Here is a 16,841-nt window from a genome sequence, read left to right on the forward strand (position 1 = left end):
TGCTGGAAGGTAAGATGCATCGAAGTTCTTCAATATTTATGCGAAAGGTTACTGAGATTTATTAGCGGCGTTTATTTTTATTTCAAGATATCCCATTCCGCCAATAAGGTAGGAGCACCTCACTGCATCGCACTATTCCAGCTTACGCCCACTCATCTAGCAGCTGGCAGCTTGAAGGCTAGCAGCTATTTTTTCCTATCTTTCCGCACTAACGTGTAATCAATTGCAAGAAGTCAATCAGTTTTTATCAGCTATAGCTGCCTATACGTGGTGGCCGGTTCTGTTTCTCATCATTGGTGGCGGAGTTTTCTTTTTGGTCTACTCAGGTTTTGTTCAGTATACTTATTTCTCACATGCCCTGCAGATACTCATGGGCAAATTCGAAGATTCAAAAGGTCCCGGGCAGATAAGTCCTTACAAAGCATTATCTACCGCGCTGGCGTCTACCGTGGGGATGGGTAATCTTTCCGGTGTAGCGGCTGCCATTGCCATGGGTGGTCCGGGTGCATTGTTCTGGATGTGGGTAACATCGTTTATCGGTATGTCTACAAATTTCTTTACGAGCACACTGGCCAGTATGTATCGCGGTAAAGATTCAACCGGCGAATTGCAAGGCGGCCCTATGTATGTAATACGCGAAGCCATGAGCAAGCATTGGCAACCTATGGCGACATTCTTTTGCCTGTGCTGCCTGGTTGGTATGCTACCAATCTTCCAGGCTAACCAATTGACACAAGCTATTGTTGATATCGGGCTGAAACCTGCCGGTATAGAAGAGAAAATGTTTATGATCGGGCAGTCGTCCTTCAGTGTTCACAAATTTGTCATCGGTCTGCTCATTACTGTATTAGTATCCGTTGTCATTATTGGTGGAATAAAACGCATTGGTAGCTGGGCAGGCAGGCTGGTGCCGGTTATGATCGTGCTGCACTTTATTTCAGTGGCCGTAATTCTCATTGTATTTTCCGATCAGCTACCTTACTATATCAAACTTGTGTTTACGGATGCCTTCTCCGCTACTAATTACCATGGCGATCCGTTTCTGGGCGGTGTATTGGGCGGGATCATCATGCTCGGTGTTCGCAGAGCAACGTTCTCTAACGAAGCCGGTATAGGCACAGCGCCGATGGCGATGGGCGCATCCATCAGTACTGAACCGGTGCGAGAAGGCTTGATCTCTATGCTAAGCCCGGTGATTGATACATTATTATCATGCTCTCTTACTGCATTCGCTATTCTTGTTACGGGTGTATGGCAAACGGAAGGCATCTCAGGTATAACCCTCACTTCGCTGGCGTATCGCTCGGCTATGCCTTATGGAGAGTATATATTGCTGCTTTGCACGTTTGTATTTGCGATCAGCGCATTGTTTTCTTATAGCTACTATGGGCGCAAGGCGCTCTCGTACCTGATTGGTGAAGAACGCAGCCAGTGGTATGACTATTTTTACCTGTCTATGATTGTAGTGGGAGCCATTGTATCCATGGACCTGGTGTTGAACCTGATCGATATAGCCTTTGCACTCATGGCTATACCTACCATGCTCTCCGGATTTATACTGGCTCCAAAAGTAAAAGCAGAGGCTAAGCGTTATTTCGCAAAGCTGCGATAACATATTGTTCCAGCATCTGCGCCACACCGTCTTCTGTATTCTTCGCGGTGATGTGACCGGCTACAGCCTTCACTTCATCGCGGGCATTGGCTACTGCCACACCCGACCCTGCGGCACGTAGCATGTCGATATCATTATAATTATCGCCGAAGGCCATCGATTGTTTTATATCGAGGTTATAATATACGCGCAGCACATCGGCTAACGCAGACGCTTTTGAAATGGCGCGCGGTGCTATCTCGATATAGGTTGATTTGGAACGATATACATGCAGCTCGCTGGCTTGTGTGGCATTTAATGTTGCTTCCAATACGTTGAGTTCTTCTTCAAGGCCCATGCACATTACCTTATGCGCACCGGTTTCAGCACATCGCCATTTTTCTAACACTCCTGTAAAAGGTGTAATAGCAGGCAATACTTTCGTCACCTTCGCTTCGCGGGCTGTCCATTGATCTTCCTGCGGAGCGTACCAGTTATCTTCATGATATAAACTCACATGTATACCGGTTCCCTTTACAGCATTTAATATATATTCACAAACCGATACCGGGATCGTTACTGAATCAAGCACTTCGGGAATATCGTGGCCCGTTTTATAGCGGATCACATAACCACCGTTAAAGCAAATCAGCGGATGATCCAATATACCCAGCGCACGTTGCAGATGGCGCATGGCACTGGGCATACGCGAAGACGCCAGAATTACCGGCATTTCATCTTTAATGAATTGAATTGCCTGAATGGTGCGCGGTGAAAGCTCTCTGCGACTGTCCAGCAACGTACCATCTATGTCGGTACAAATAGCGCGAATATTCATGAGTACTATAGGGATTGAAGTGCAAGATACACAGTGTTCGCATGCAACCACTGTTTGCTTTGACTAATTTCCTTTGATGACCTGCACCCAGCTTTTGCAGGTAGCATGATCTTGTACCGTAACTTCAAAGAAATATACACCGGAGACAAGCCCTTCCGCGGTCCAATCGTTTTTATAGTCGGCTGCCTCATATACTTTCTCACCCCAGCGATTATAGATCACCAGCGAGGTATTGAAACCATAATCGGCAGGTGTTTTTCCTTTTACTTTGCCGTATTGTATAAAAAGTGCCTGGTTCAGGTTATCGCCATTGCCGGGCGTTATCACGTTGGGAATTTTCAATGTATATACCGGAATAGTTTGCACACTTTCTGATGCACACACGATGCTCCCCGCCTCCCGCACTGCTACCAGCTTCACAGTATATGTTCCGTCTTTTTCAAATTCATGATCTGCCTCCGGCTCATCAGAGGTAGTACCATCACCAAAATCAAAATAGATACGATCCGTACCGGCCAGGCTATCAGTGAGACTTCGCACATGTATATTGGGCAGGGTAAAGCAATTCTCTTCCCGTGCCATTTCAAATGCGGGCGCAACCAGTGGAATCACATTCAATTGCACCGTGTCGTAATGTACACAACCACTCGATTCTGTTACTTTAATATAGTATACCGTTGTATCAGCGGGTTTTACCACAGGCATTGGTAAGTTCGACTGAAATGATCCATCAGCACTTTTCCAGGCATACGTGGCACCACCACTGGCCTTCAGGGTATACGAACTTCCCTTGCACACCTCGTCATCATCCTGTATCTCCGCTTCGGCGTTGAACACATCTACAATGGTGGAAACAGAATCCTTTACCTTGCACGTTCCCGGATCAATAGCCTTTAACCAAATTGTATAGCGACCAATGACTTTATATTGATGAACGATATAGGTTGTATCGGGTCTGGTGAGCTTGGTTCCGTCACCAAAATTCCACTCAAACGTTTCACCACCCGTGCTGAAATTTTGAAACACAACTTTATCGGGCAAGCATATTTTATTCAGCCCCGCCATATTGAACCAGATCGAGTTGGTTTGCAATCTTGCCCGCAACGATGACAGATCAAACTTGAAGGCTGCGTTATTACAATTCAAACTGCGATTAGTCCGCGACCACGCGCGTGTTGTTGTCGGAAAATCGGAATACGGGCCTTTGCCATCGGTGTTGCATCCTGAACAGACAGCATGATATACTATACCATTTTTATCGAAGCGACTGGTGCCTCCATCCACATGTGTAAGGGAGCGATTGCCCCCCAGATAGGTGCCGTATAAAAATTCCGTTCCGTCATCTGTGAGTACTATAAAATAAAAATCATTACCGGTGGTACTCGACTGCAACGCATTGCTGGTAATCTTCATGCCTTTGGTGCTGCTGCCCGGCCAATATCCGGAATTGAGCTCACCGCCCCAGCCGCACATGTACAAGTTATTGCATTCGTTTACCAGAAAGGCCGTTGGCGATATATCTGGCGTGCCGCGCCCTGATCCGAATACAGTAGAAAACTTCAATTGCTTTAATGCCTTATCAAATTTCTGAACGAATTGCCCGCTATTGACATTGCTATATACATTAGAGGGTGTAATCGGAAAATTACCATCGGTCTGTCCGTATACATATACTTCACCGGCTTCATTAAGATCAATAAAATATACCTGATCGTAAGAAGAAGTACCGGTAAAAGTCGCATAGTAGATTGAATCGCCCGCATTGCTGATCTTTGCCATCCAACCATCCGCGCCACCTGCCAGTGTAGAACGATAGGTGGATGCCGTCACCGGAAAATCTTTACTGGTCGTGCCACCGGCAATATATATATCTTCGTTGGCATCGAACTTTAGCGTATACGAAGCATCTACACCACTTCCTCCTAAATATAATCCGTACTGTATCTGATGAAGGCTGGCATCCATCTTAAAAAGTATAGCATCGGTAGAGTCGCCACGATAGGTGCTGTACTTACCGGGCGTAACCGGAAAATTATGCGAAGCAGTAACTGAGCTTACATATATATTGCCAAGCTTATCGGCTATTACATCGCCACGCAATTCATCGCCATAGTTTTTGGTCAGGTGCCCGCCACTGGTATTCAACCCGTCATTTTTAGTTCCACCTACATAGGTCGATGCCAGCAACGTACTTCCATCTTTACTGATACGCGCCAGCACAATATCAGAACCTGCACTATAGTAAACCACATGCGCAACCGGAACTCCGCCTTTAAATGTTCTGTTAAAAGCATTAGCGGTTGTCGGAAAATCGGAAGAGCTTGATGTACCCAATACAATCAGTTCTTCACTGGCATTCATCACCAGGCTATGCGGTGATTCAGATCGCTCACCTCCCAGGTAAGATGCATACAGAAGGTTGCTGCCGGTGGAATCATACTTGAGAATACCAATATCATATAATCCTCCGTACGAAGTTTGAAATGCTCCGGCTGTAGCGGGAAACTCTCCGCTATACGACCGGCCTACAAACTGGTTTGTAACTCCGGATGAATATAGCGTGCCCCGCTCGCCTGGCGTTGCTGTACTACCCCAGTTATCGGCAAGAGAACCGGAATACGTTGAGAATATGAGCAGCGGGTCGATTACCAGTTCATAACAGGGATCATACCCGGAAGGAAAATGGAACGACAACCTGTTTCCCTCCAGCTGGTATATACATTCAACCAATACTTTTTTATGGTTGATAACCTGCCATGCTACGGGTTTCTTTTCAATGATACCAGCCAAGGGTGTACTCACATACACATCGCCTTGTTCCAGGCGCACACTGGTGGCCCCATTGTATTCGATCTGAATATGAGAAGGATTGCCATTGGGCGCGATTACAAAATCGTATTTTACATGATTACCGGAAGAGTATACTTTCAGGTTGATACCTTCGTAAAATGCCGGGTATACTACACCATCATACGCATACGCTTTCGATGCCCAATGGCACGAGTCGCTGCCGAGGAAGTAATTATAGTATTCTGAAGACCTGCCAAACGGAACGGGTATACTTTGTTGATTGGCGCCTTTAAAATTCACATGGATTGCATAGCCATCGATATTATAATCAGAGAGATCGGCCTCTGAACGTTGTGCAGGGTAATGGGAGCGCTCGTGGAGTTGCTCCAGCTTCTGTCCATCCAGGAAATAGTACACAAACGTACCGGGCTGCAATACCATTTCAGCGCCTCCGGTGCGCGCAGCAAACTGAATGGGGTATGCCCATTGGCTTTTATTTTCAATAAATTTTACGGATGGCGCAGGATCGGCAGCCATCACAACCTGAGTGGAAAAGATCAACCAGGCGATACAAGCTCTCATCATCACGAAGTTAAAAAAACCTGGCTCTGCGTTGCTAATGTACCCTTTAATCGTGAAAAGTGAAACACTTTGTCGGTAGCTATCGGTTAATCGTTACAGGTTAGTCGTTATCCGTTACACATCATGGTTAACATGTAACTAATTTAACAGTTGATTCCGCACAATAAACGAATCAAAAATACGACTTCGGTGTTATGATGCCCGGACATGGAAGGCATCGACTCGGGAAGAGATATACCGCAATCGTTTACTATTCAGGTGAATGCCGTATAACCGGGTAATTGTGATTTTTTACATGCATTTCGGATGTATATATATAAAATGATCGCTAACATTGCGCCTTCAAATTCCGTTACAGGATTTCATAAGGACTAATAAAATTTTTAATGCTTATGAGTTGATATTACACGATCCCCAAAAACCTTCCCCTGAAATCAGGAGCATCCCCTATAGCCTGATACTATATAAAACTTAACTTTTACTTTATTCCTTCTTACTACCTGTGAAAAAAATCATTGGCGCTCTCCTTGCCATTACGTGGGCTACTTGTGCCCTGGGACAAAACAAGATTGGAAACTTTTATGTGACATGGGGCTATCACCGGGATTCTTATACCCGCAGCACAATTCACTTCAAAGACAACAAGACTGACGACTACAACTTTACGTTGGAAAAAGCGCGTGCTAAAGACAAACCTGATATGCACGATTTCTTCCATACGGCTCCTACCGTGCCGCAGTATGTGTTCAATCTTGGCTACTTCTTTGCCAACAAGCCTCAATGGGGCATTGAGGTAAGCTGGGACCACCTCAAGTATGTTGTTACCGATAATCAGGTAATGCACCTGAAAGGCGAGATTCGTGGTAAGTACTTCGACCAGGATACACTGGTCACTCCGCAGTTCGTTCACTTCGAGCACACGAACGGGAACAATTACCTTATGATCAGTGCCGTGCGCAGATTTACATTGGAGAAAGATAACTATTGGGCCAACCACCTGAGTGTATTGGTAAAAGCCGGTGCCGGTGGACTTATACCCAAGACGGATTCGTATATCATGGGCAAACATAATGATGGTCCCTTCCGTCTCAGTGGATTTGTAGTCGGTACAAGTGTATCCCTGCGCTATGATTTCCTGCGCTACTTATACGTGGAGGGAAGTGTGAAGGGAGCCTTTGCAGATTATACCGACGCCAAGCTGTATGAAGAAGGACGTGCCCGTCACTCATTCTTCTCGGCACAGTATATTTATGCGCTTGGTATAAATGTTCCGCTCCATAAATAGCGTGCAATATGCGAAAGCATAACTCGTTCATACTAGATGCCGTTCCGTTCGGGACGGCATTTTTATTTTATGAATACGATGAGGTTGATGGCCAAACATTCTAACTTACTCTTACCCGAATACGTATAAATCTTTTCTATGAAACAAACCATCACTCAACTCACCCTGGTCGTGCGCGATTATGACGAGGCCATCGAGTTTTATATACGCAAGCTGAATTTTACATTACTGGAAGACACCATGCTTAGTGAGACCAAGCGATGGGTAGTGGTAGCACCGCCCGGATATACTGTCGGTGGCTGTACACTCTTACTGGCAAAAGCCTCCGGCGATGAGCAGCTGAAAGCGGTGGGCAACCAGACCGGAGGACGAGTATTTCTGTTTTTGCATACCGATGATTTCTGGCGTGACTACAAGGCCATGGAAGCAAACGGTATAACCTTCGTGCGCGGGCCGGTAACAGAAGCATGGGGAACTGTAGCTGTATTTCAGGATCTGTATGGAAACCTGTGGGATTTTATTGAACCAAAACGATAATATATACCGGTTTGAAAAAATTATTTTTACTACTGCTGCTTTCGCTGCTTTGCTCAGCAACTATATATTATTATCTGCCGGAAGAGAAACTGGAGTCTGGCGTGGTGATCGATAAACTGGTGGTTAGTAAAAAACATCATACCATGCAGGCATTCTCGAACGGCCGGGTGGTAAAAGTATATTCGATTGCCATTGGCAAAGGTCATGGAGACAAACAGCAGGAAGGCGATCGCTGTACACCGGAGGGCATCTACCAGATCATTAATAAAAATCCCAACAGTGGTTATCATAAAAATCTGGGCATCTCCTACCCCAATAAAAAAGATCGAGAGCAAGCAAAGAAACGTGGTGTACCACCCGGAGGTGATGTAAAGATACACGCACTGAAAAATGGGCGTGGCTACATCGGTAAATTTCATCGGTGGCGTGACTGGACAAACGGATGTATAGCCGTTACAAATGAAGAGATGGATGAACTATACGAGCATGTACAAATTGGCTCGCCCATCATCATTAATCCCTAAGCATAAATATTTATTTGATGCTGATGCACGATGAAGCGTATTCTTCGCGCTGGTTTTATATTTTTACTCCAGGTATATGAAAACGTGTGAAGGACTATGGTATTATCTTCTGAAAATATTCTGCTGCTGGGGTCTATTCTACTGTTCGTCAGTATTATCACCAGTAAAACATCTTTTCGGTTTGGTATACCGGCCCTCATTCTCTTTCTTATTGTGGGCATGGTGGCGGGCTCAGATGGATTGGGAGGTATTTACTTCAACGATCCTAAAATTGCAGAGTTCCTCGGTGTAGTAGCACTTACCTTCATACTTTTCTCCGGCGGGCTCGATACCAAGTGGGAAAGCGTACGCCCGGTCTTGAAAAGCGGTATATCACTCTCCACGGTAGGCGTGTTGGTCACTGCTACAATTGTTGGCATTTTTTCCTCTTATTTTCTCGATTTCTCTCTGAAAGAAGGACTGCTGCTCGGTGCCATCGTATCCTCTACCGATGCCGCTGCTGTATTCTCCATTCTTCGCTCGCGCAACATTGGCCTCAAAGGCGTTGTAAGACCGCTCCTCGAATTTGAAAGCGGTAGTAACGATCCCATGGCGTACTTCTTAACCGTAAGCTTTACACACCTGGTGCTTCATCCGGAAGCCTCCATGATTTCGCTCATACCGAAATTTCTGATTAGCATGCTGCTGGGTACAGCCTGCGGGTATATTTTCGGAAAGCTGATGATCTTCATTACCAACAAGATTAAACTTGACATTGAAGGACTATATCCGGTACTCATTCTGTCACTGGTGTTCTTTACATTTTCATTTACCAACTTCATTGGAGGCAACGGATTTCTGGCCGTATATATAGCCGCCATTATCCTTGGCAACAGCAGCTTCATTCATAAAAAGAGTTTGATGAAGTTCTACGATGGACAGGCCTGGCTCATGCAGATCATTATGTTCATTACGCTGGGACTTCTCGTATATCCCAGCCAGATTGTGCCATTTATTGGAAGAGGAGTTCTGGTGGCAGCTGTTCTTATCTTTCTTGCACGACCGGTCGCTGTATTTATATCGCTGGCCAATGCTGATTTAAGCCTGCGCAAAAAACTTTTTATATCGTGGGTTGGATTGCGGGGAGCTGTGCCGATCGTATTTGCTATGTATCCCCTCATTGAAGGCGCCGAACATGCCAACATGATCTTCAATCTTGTATTCTTTATATCGGTATCATCGGTATTGATACAAGGCACCACACTTCCCATCATAGCGAACTGGCTGAAAGTAAGTGTACCGGGAAAGATCAAGCGTAAATTCCCGCTCGATATAGAAATTAAAGATGATCTGAAAGCCGAGTTGCTGGAACTTGATATTCCGGTCACCTCTCCCGCTGCAGGGAAAGCGGTTGTAGAACTCGACCTGCCACGTACGGCACTCATTGTATTGATACACCGCGATGGTAAATACCTAACCGTGCGGGGCGATACAGTTATACATCCGAATGATCACCTGCTTGTGATGGCGGACAACAAAGACGCTATTCACGACATCCAGGAACGTTTCGGTACTACACATCATTAACTATACTTTGCTGTACACAGGATCGACTCGTGAATCGATAAAAATAAAACGTTGGTCGCATTCGCGATCGTTATACTCACGCCGATGATCGTTTTACCGTTATGTAATTACTGGAATTGCGAACGGAGCCACAAACATTTACAACCTCCACACGTATTATACATCTGACATTAAAGATCTCAGCCACGGCAGGAATAGGGTTTCCGTACTACCACCAAAAAACAAGAAGGGAAATCCGCATTCCTGTCAAGGCTGAACTATGAAATAGCTGCGGTAAAATAATTGCTAGTCGCTAGCTTCCGGCTGCTAGCCCCAATGTTTAACGGCTAAGACTCAGCAGCCAGGCCTTGGCACTCTCCTCGTTGGTGAAATACTGTCTTACCAATCCCGGAAGTTCTTCAAGGTGAACTTCCTTCATGGCCATAGAGCCGAAAACATCATCGGGTACTACATAGGCTACATGTTGAATCCCACCGGCGATCATATTCAGATACCAAACCTGTTGAAGATACTCTGTAGCACCTTCGGGATATACTTCTATCTTCTGAAGATTAATGAGACACTTGCTAAGCTGGTGGCGCAAAATTAATTTATACGCGCGCTCCAGCAATTCCACTAATTCTTCATAGGATAGAAATCCCTTGCACGTCAGATGCAGACAATCCACTTTACGATCGTAAACTACCGATCCATATTCAGCGATAAGTGTTTCCATTTTATTTAAAGCCAAATTAATGCGAAAGATATATCTCGTCATCAACAATGCATGTCGGTATATTTTCGGTAAGGCTGTGAATAAATACTAAGAGCCTTGTCCGTAATTTCACCGAAGCTTCATAACAAGTCTGGTGAGTCTTAAGACCTATGTTTCGATGGATACAATCTGATGCCGGGCATCTGTTTGACTGCACCTGATTCATTCCGACAAGGCAGGCACTTCATTCCTTGCCCTGATAAACCGTAACGTATCAAAAGAAATAATCCACATTTTATCGATCCAAATTTTACTTTACAGACCGTTGTGTGGAAGCTTCTCGGCGTTATTGTTATTCTTGTGATTTTCAGGGCTTTTCGTAGAAAAAAATCACATACAGAATTGATACCAATAGGAACGGACGTACTCTTTAAAAGAAATTTCATTTTTTTAAGCCCGCCTAATCGCGTTGTTTCGCAACGTCTTTCAACAAACCCCTCTTTGATATGACATTCTTGATGTACTGGCTTTTAGCCTTTTATACAACCTCCCCAACTCCAACCACAACTTCTGCTAGACATTCCAATCATGTTACCGTTGTTGCTGACTCTGTGGATCGTGAGAATATTTCAGCGATCAACCTGGAAGATTCTCTGCATCACCTGTATGAGCAGATCGGGCTTGAACGCTATCATTTATCGTATGAAGCGTTCCGTTACGGCATCATTGGATATTATACACTTCGGATGCAAGGTAAACTAAGCGAGAAAAATATACTTTCCATCATTGACTTCACGAAGTCGAGTCGCGAGAAACGATTTTATACCATCGATCTTGACAAGCGTACAATTGAATTCTATACCCATGTGAGCCATGGGAAAAATACCGGCGAAGACCTTGCAAAGAGCTTTTCGAATATACCGCACTCCAACCAAAGCAGTCTTGGATTTTATATTACCGCCGAAACCTACATTGGCAGCAAAGGCTATAGTTTAAAACTGGATGGCCAGGATAAAGGCTATAACGACAAGATACGCGATCGCGCGGTGGTAATGCACGCAGCAGACTATGTAAGTGAATACTGGATCAATCGCTATGGCCGCCTGGGAAGAAGCCAGGGATGCCCTGCTCTTTCCAACGCAATAGCGAGAGAAGTGATTGATGCCATCAAAGGCCGTACAGCAATCTTTGCATATTATAACGACCCGGCTTACCTCGCTTCTTCACTATATCTGAATGTGAACCAACTGCTCGACAACATGAGCATGATGGCACGGCATGAAGAATAGTCTTTTACAGTCCTGCTACTGACGATACTTTTTCCGGGAAGAGCAGCTCAAGCTGTTTCTTATCATGACCGTATATATCTTCCCTGAAGTTCACCACACCTTTATCATCAACCCAGGCGGTATGATATTCTATGTGCACCGGGTATTTTTTACGAAGCATTATGGTAGATGATGCACCCGCGTTCATAGCCTTGGCAACATTCTCTTTACCCCAGCCCCGCTGATCGCGTAGCAGGTATTCGGCGAAACGGGCTGGCTCATCCAGTCGTACACAGCCATGGCTAAGCGCGCGAAAGCTCTTGGTAAACAATCTGTGATTCGGTGTATCGTGCAGGTATATATTCATGGTATTAGGCATACCAAACTTCACGAGTCCCAATGAATTATCGGGCCCGGGCTGTTGCACGATGCGATATTTATAGGGATTGATGGATTCGTCTTTCCAGGATTCGCTGGAAGGATCGATCGTCACTTCATCTTTGAAGAAAGCATAATTTTTCTGAGCATAATACGCTGAATCCTTCCGCAAGCGCGGAATGATCTCTTCGCGAATAATGCTGGTCGGCACCGTCCATGTAGGGCTGAATACAATATAGCTCACTTCATCCCTGAATATGGGAGTAGGCTTATTGGGAGCGCCCACAATAACACGCATGGCAAGCGTTTCTTTTTCGTTCTCCTGAACGCGCAATATATACTCCGGAACGTTTACCATGATATAATTGCCCAGGTAGCGTTCGTCTGGCAACCAACGGAATCGCTCCATGTTGAGCGCGAGTATATCTGCCTTTTCATGGAATGACTGTCCCAGGAACTTCAGCGTCTTCTCTCCTATAATTCCATCCGGTTCAAGGCCGTGACGCATCTGAAATAATTTTACTGCCGATACCAATTGAGCATCATACAGCAGCGAGTCAAACAGACCTGAGGTTGAGTCTACAGGCATTGCATATACTTTCAGATCTGTAAGCGAAAGTTTTCTGCGGATGTAGGGAATAACCGCGTTGTGATCATCGGGCTTGATCTTGCCTTTAACCGAAAGATTTACCGGCATTTCATCTGCTTCCAATTTCTCCAGTGCACGGTAACTTTCGAGTGCCTTCTGCAGTTTTGCATACTGCTCGGCTGCAGGCTGCAGCGTTCTTACAATGCCTGTTAGTTGCTCAGGCTCACGCATGCCTGCCAGTAACGCTACGTCTACATTCTTTTCCGGTTTGGGATCACGTATCCAAAGTGCATCGCCGTTGTGGGGTACATTTCGTACGCGACCATCCTGCAAATGCGTGGCAAACAGGAAGAATATCTCAGTCAGTTGTACATCCAGATCAACTACTTCGGCTGCTATAGCCGGCTGCGTTTTATATACATCATTAAATTTATCTTCTATTGATGCCAGTGAGTAATCAGTCGGGCGAAGTCCCATCAGGTCTGCCTGTGCCAGCAGTTTTTTAAGCTCATCGAAAAACAAACCGGGTCCTTTATCGCCAAGCCAGCGGGTTTTATATCCAGTGTTCGTGTAATAATCCATCACTTTTTTCTGGACTTTCGCGCAAAGCACAGCGTCTTTCTTCCATACGGCAGGTATACCAGAGTGGATCGGACGTATTAATGTATCGAATGCAATATGATTTCCAGCGCGAGCCTGTTCCGGATTGGTTAGCGAATCAACGGCCGCGATAGTGGTTTTTTGTTCTACCGGTTGCTTTTTAGCAGTATCAACCGGTGTAATATTTTTGCTGCAGGAAAAGAATACCAGTACCAGTGGTATCCAAAACAAGAGGTTTAAAAGCCTTCCAAAAACACGTTTCATCATAGTGGTTCTTACAATTCCAGATTTAGAAAAAACAGTTCCAACCCATTACGGCTTTCCGGAAGGCTATTGCTGCAGGCTGTGGGCATTGGAGTGTTTCTCCTTCCACAACAAACTTCTGTTAAGTCTTGCCAGACGGCATCACCTTCACGGTTACGGATAGTATTACAACCTTGGGGCCAGGAAATGGCAGCGTTGAGAGGTGGGTAGCTGCCGAATGTATGATTTAAGCGAGAAGAAATTGAATTTCTTAAAAGTCTGAATGAATTAACGACTTCCTCCGGCCATTTAACGCAAAGTTATCGCCGTATGTTCACACAACAGTGCAATAATAAGTTATATATAGCGATAAGATTGTTATTCTTTCATATATAGTGTGCTATATATGATCAAAAAAATGCAGGCAATTGTAACGGATAAAAACTGATACCCGTACATATATGATTTACCCAACTCCGGAAACAAGACTTTAATGTATTATCCCTATCACTTTTAAAGTATACCTGTAGAAATGGTTGTACATCTCTTTCTACAATTACGGACAATAATTACGATGCTGCTGATTCTGCCTGATAATGTACCGGTGCTTTTCCCGTCCATCGTTTAAAGGCTCTTGTAAAGGCGCTGAGTTCGTTGTATCCCAGCATGCCCGAAATTTCCTTCAGCTGGTAACTGCCGGAACGTATATAGTGCACTGCCAGCGATTTACGTACGGCATCCGACAGCTCCAGGTATGATGTTCCCTCTTCCTGCAACTTACGCTGCAAGCTGCGGCTGCTGATATGAAAATTTGCCGCTACATCTTCCAGCGAACGTATGCCCAGATATGAATTACTCATCAGGTAAGTATATATTCTGCTTTTCAGCGACTGCGCTCCGGGCGTTGCTGATTGTACTTTTGCCAATAATGAGCGTTGCAATTCATGATTCGCCGAAATGACTGGTTCCTGCCAGTAACGATTGTCAAATTCCAGAACACATACTTTTGCTTTCTTTACCGGGCAACGAAGAACACGTTCATACTCCGCTGCATCATTTATCGCAACCAGATATTTAACTGCATTGGGTACAATGCGCTCCAGCAACAATCCATCGAGTTCATGGATGGTAAATACCATCAGGAAGTCTAACATCTGCCGGAATGTAATCGTGAATTGCTGTTGCTCTCCGGAAGCCGTGGGAACAAACTCGATGGTAAAAGACTTTTTACCACGAGTGATCTCCATGCGGATAAGATCAGTCACCCGTGTAGCAAGGGAAGCCGCCTGCGTCAGTGCATCGCCAACGGTGGGGCTGGATTTGATGATCTCTCCTACTATACCCAGTGCACTTAACTGAAGAGACTCGCCGAAGTGCAGACCGAACAATGGATCTTCACTTAAATGTATAGCTTCTTTCCAAAGTGTTTCAACCTGCTGAGGCTTTATTATAATTTCTCTATCACGCTTCAGCGCATCCAGGTCAATACCGGTTAAACGGCATAATTGTGCTACCGACAAGCCGCGCTGCGCCGCATACGCCAGTATACTTACTACCAAACGTTTTTGCTGTTCTTCCATATATCAAATATAGCTGAGGACGGCATCCTTTGGTTAGATGTAAAGCAAATTGGCGCAAAAGGGTAATGGGTTGGCGGCTAAAGGTAATGCACCCCGGATGATGCTCAATACCTTTGTATCATCAAAACTAAACACATCAACATTATGAAGACATCAGCACATAACTCTCTGTTTACATTGAAGAATGTATTACTCATCAATGCCATCAGCTCCGGAGTAACCGGCATAGGTCTTATCGCCATGGCATCGCAGGTTGCTGCGCTCTTTGGCGTAGTGCAAACACAGGCTTTTATAGAGACCGGAATTTTTCTTGTATTGTTTGCCGCCTTTGTAAGTTATGAGGGCATGCGCAGCCCCATCCGCGTAAAGAACATCTATGTCATTATAACATTGGATATACTCTGGGTGGTGGGAAGTCTCGCCATTGTACTGCCTCAACTTTTCAACCTGACGGCTATTGGCTACATCGCAATCAGTGCTGTAGCACTCTGGGTTGCTGCCATGGCGTATCTTCAAATACAGGGAGTGAAACAGGTTTAAAAGTTTAAGGTTTAAAGTTTAATGTTCAAGGCTTGCGTTCCCAACTTTGAACATTTAACCTTAAACCTTGAATATTAAATTTGAACCTGAACTTTGCACTCCAGGCTCATGTTATTCTTTATCATTGATTCTGTCGTTACATGCAGAGAGGTTCGTTATGAAGTTAAAACTTAGTGTCCTCGATCAGACACCTATTCGCAGGGGAAGCACTGCGCAGGAAGCCTTGCAGGAAAGCATCAGGCTCGCGCGATTTACCGACTCGTTAGGCTATACGCGCTACTGGTTATCGGAGCATCATAATATAGCAACACTTGCTGGTGCAGCACCGGAAGTGCTCATTTCCCGGCTGGCGGGTGAAACTAAAAATCTTCGCTTCGGTTCCGGCGGTATTATGCTGCCCAACCACAGCACATTAAAAGTGGCTGAAAACTTTCGATTGCTCGAAGCACTATATCCCGGACGCATTGATCTGGGTATAGGGCGCGCTCCCGGTGGTGACAGGCTTACGGCTTCGCTCCTGAATCCAACAAACACGTTTAGCCCGAAAGACTATATTCAGCAATTGGTTGATCTGAAAGCATTTCTATCGGATGATAAAGAAGCGGGCACGGTTCATGAAAAAGTAACCGCTATACCCCGCATTCCAACACAACCCGAACTTTGGATGCTGACCAGCAGCGGAGAGAGTGCCTATATCGCGGCGCATTTCGGAATGGCATTGTCATTCGCGCATTTCATCAACCCAATAGGTGGCCCGGAAGCGATACAGGCTTATCGCGAACAATTCAAACCGTCAGATCAATTACAGGAACCCCAAGCCAGCGTAGGTATATTTGTGTTCTGTGGCGAAACAGAAGAAAAAGCAGCACAGGTTCAGGCCGTGATGGACTATCGCCTGCTGAGTATAGAGAAGGGTAAGATCGATGAATCGCCTTCGTACGAATCCATAAAATCGTATGCTTATTCACGGGAAGAACTGGCGCGTGTGCAATTTAACCGGATGCGTACCATTACCGGCACGCCAGACGTTGTGAAAGAGCGCCTCAAACAACTGGCCCGCACCTATAACGTAGATGAAATTGTGATCGCTACTTTTGCCGATACCCTCGAAGATCGCTTTCGCTCGTATGAGCTATTGGCAGAAATGTTTCTGCTGCCGGCAAATGTTTTTCAATAAGATTCTTTTCCTATATACATACCATAAAAAAAACAGGCGCCTTTAGGAGACGCCTGCTT

At 45.2% G+C, this 16,841-nt stretch carries 13 protein-coding genes; 8 read left to right on the forward strand and 5 right to left on the reverse strand.

Annotation, left to right across the window (positions count from 1 at the left end; translation table 11 throughout):
* Window positions 1-223 precede the first annotated feature (223 nt).
* Entirely contained in the window at window positions 224-1,612 is a 1,389-nt protein-coding gene (locus V7Q33_RS09305) for an alanine/glycine:cation symporter family protein (protein ID WP_333819671.1), read from the forward strand.
* Here V7Q33_RS09305 and V7Q33_RS09310 read toward each other — a convergent pair.
* Together V7Q33_RS09310 and V7Q33_RS09315 are read right to left on the reverse strand one after the other, a co-directional pair.
* Complete coding sequence (locus V7Q33_RS09310) at window positions 1,584-2,429, reverse strand: Cof-type HAD-IIB family hydrolase (protein ID WP_333819673.1); 846 nt, start codon at window positions 2,427-2,429, stop codon at window positions 1,584-1,586. The genes V7Q33_RS09305 and V7Q33_RS09310 overlap by 29 nt on opposite strands.
* Before the next feature lie 63 nt (window positions 2,430-2,492).
* The gene (locus V7Q33_RS09315) at window positions 2,493-5,804 is read right to left on the reverse strand and encodes a DUF7948 domain-containing protein (RefSeq protein ID WP_333819675.1); all 3,312 of its coding nucleotides are present in this window, start codon (window positions 5,802-5,804) and stop codon (window positions 2,493-2,495) included.
* A gap of 499 nt (window positions 5,805-6,303) precedes the next feature.
* On the opposite strand from V7Q33_RS09315, the gene V7Q33_RS09320 reads away from it, so the two are divergent.
* From V7Q33_RS09320 to V7Q33_RS09335, 4 genes are all read left to right on the forward strand, one after another.
* Window positions 6,304-7,086, forward strand: a complete 783-nt coding sequence (locus V7Q33_RS09320) for a hypothetical protein (protein WP_331977606.1) — start codon at window positions 6,304-6,306, stop codon at window positions 7,084-7,086.
* A gap of 138 nt (window positions 7,087-7,224) precedes the next feature.
* Window positions 7,225-7,623: a VOC family protein gene (locus V7Q33_RS09325; protein WP_331977604.1), complete on the forward strand. Its 399-nt coding sequence runs from the start codon at window positions 7,225-7,227 to the stop codon at window positions 7,621-7,623.
* Between the two features lie 11 nt (window positions 7,624-7,634).
* Window positions 7,635-8,147 carry a L,D-transpeptidase family protein gene (locus tag V7Q33_RS09330; protein ID WP_333819677.1) on the forward strand — a complete coding sequence of 171 codons (513 nt, stop codon included), beginning with the start codon at window positions 7,635-7,637 and terminating at the stop codon, window positions 8,145-8,147.
* Between the two features lie 96 nt (window positions 8,148-8,243).
* Complete coding sequence (locus V7Q33_RS09335) at window positions 8,244-9,713, forward strand: potassium/proton antiporter (RefSeq protein WP_331977600.1); 1,470 nt, start codon at window positions 8,244-8,246, stop codon at window positions 9,711-9,713.
* A 319-nt stretch (window positions 9,714-10,032) separates the two neighbouring features.
* Here the strand turns inward: V7Q33_RS09335 and V7Q33_RS09340 are convergent, their stop codons facing one another.
* Window positions 10,033-10,428: a hypothetical protein gene (locus V7Q33_RS09340; protein WP_333819678.1), complete on the reverse strand. Its 396-nt coding sequence runs from the start codon at window positions 10,426-10,428 to the stop codon at window positions 10,033-10,035.
* Window positions 10,429-10,913: 485 nt separating this feature from the next.
* On the opposite strand from V7Q33_RS09340, the gene V7Q33_RS09345 reads away from it, so the two are divergent.
* Window positions 10,914-11,696 (forward strand): murein L,D-transpeptidase catalytic domain family protein, encoded by a 783-nt coding sequence (locus tag V7Q33_RS09345; protein WP_331977596.1) that lies wholly within the window; start codon window positions 10,914-10,916, stop codon window positions 11,694-11,696.
* 4 nt (window positions 11,697-11,700) lie between these two features.
* On the opposite strand, the gene V7Q33_RS09350 is transcribed toward V7Q33_RS09345, so the two are convergent.
* Together V7Q33_RS09350 and V7Q33_RS09355 are read right to left on the reverse strand one after the other, a co-directional pair.
* The gene (locus V7Q33_RS09350) at window positions 11,701-13,509 is read right to left on the reverse strand and encodes a L,D-transpeptidase family protein (protein WP_333819679.1); all 1,809 of its coding nucleotides are present in this window, start codon (window positions 13,507-13,509) and stop codon (window positions 11,701-11,703) included.
* A gap of 545 nt (window positions 13,510-14,054) precedes the next feature.
* Entirely contained in the window at window positions 14,055-15,065 is a 1,011-nt protein-coding gene (locus V7Q33_RS09355; RefSeq protein ID WP_333819680.1) for an AraC family transcriptional regulator, read from the reverse strand.
* Window positions 15,066-15,209: 144 nt separating this feature from the next.
* Between V7Q33_RS09355 and V7Q33_RS09360 the strand changes: the two genes are divergently transcribed.
* Together V7Q33_RS09360 and V7Q33_RS09365 are read left to right on the forward strand one after the other, a co-directional pair.
* Window positions 15,210-15,605: a hypothetical protein gene (locus V7Q33_RS09360; protein ID WP_333819681.1), complete on the forward strand. Its 396-nt coding sequence runs from the start codon at window positions 15,210-15,212 to the stop codon at window positions 15,603-15,605.
* 157 nt (window positions 15,606-15,762) lie between these two features.
* A complete protein-coding gene (locus tag V7Q33_RS09365) occupies window positions 15,763-16,782 on the forward strand; it encodes an LLM class flavin-dependent oxidoreductase (protein WP_331977588.1) in 1,020 nt (339 codons plus the stop codon).
* Window positions 16,783-16,841: the final 59 nt, after the last annotated feature.

This window comes from Ohtaekwangia sp., from assembly GCF_036786105.1.
Lineage (GTDB): Bacteria > Bacteroidota > Bacteroidia > Cytophagales > Cyclobacteriaceae > Ohtaekwangia.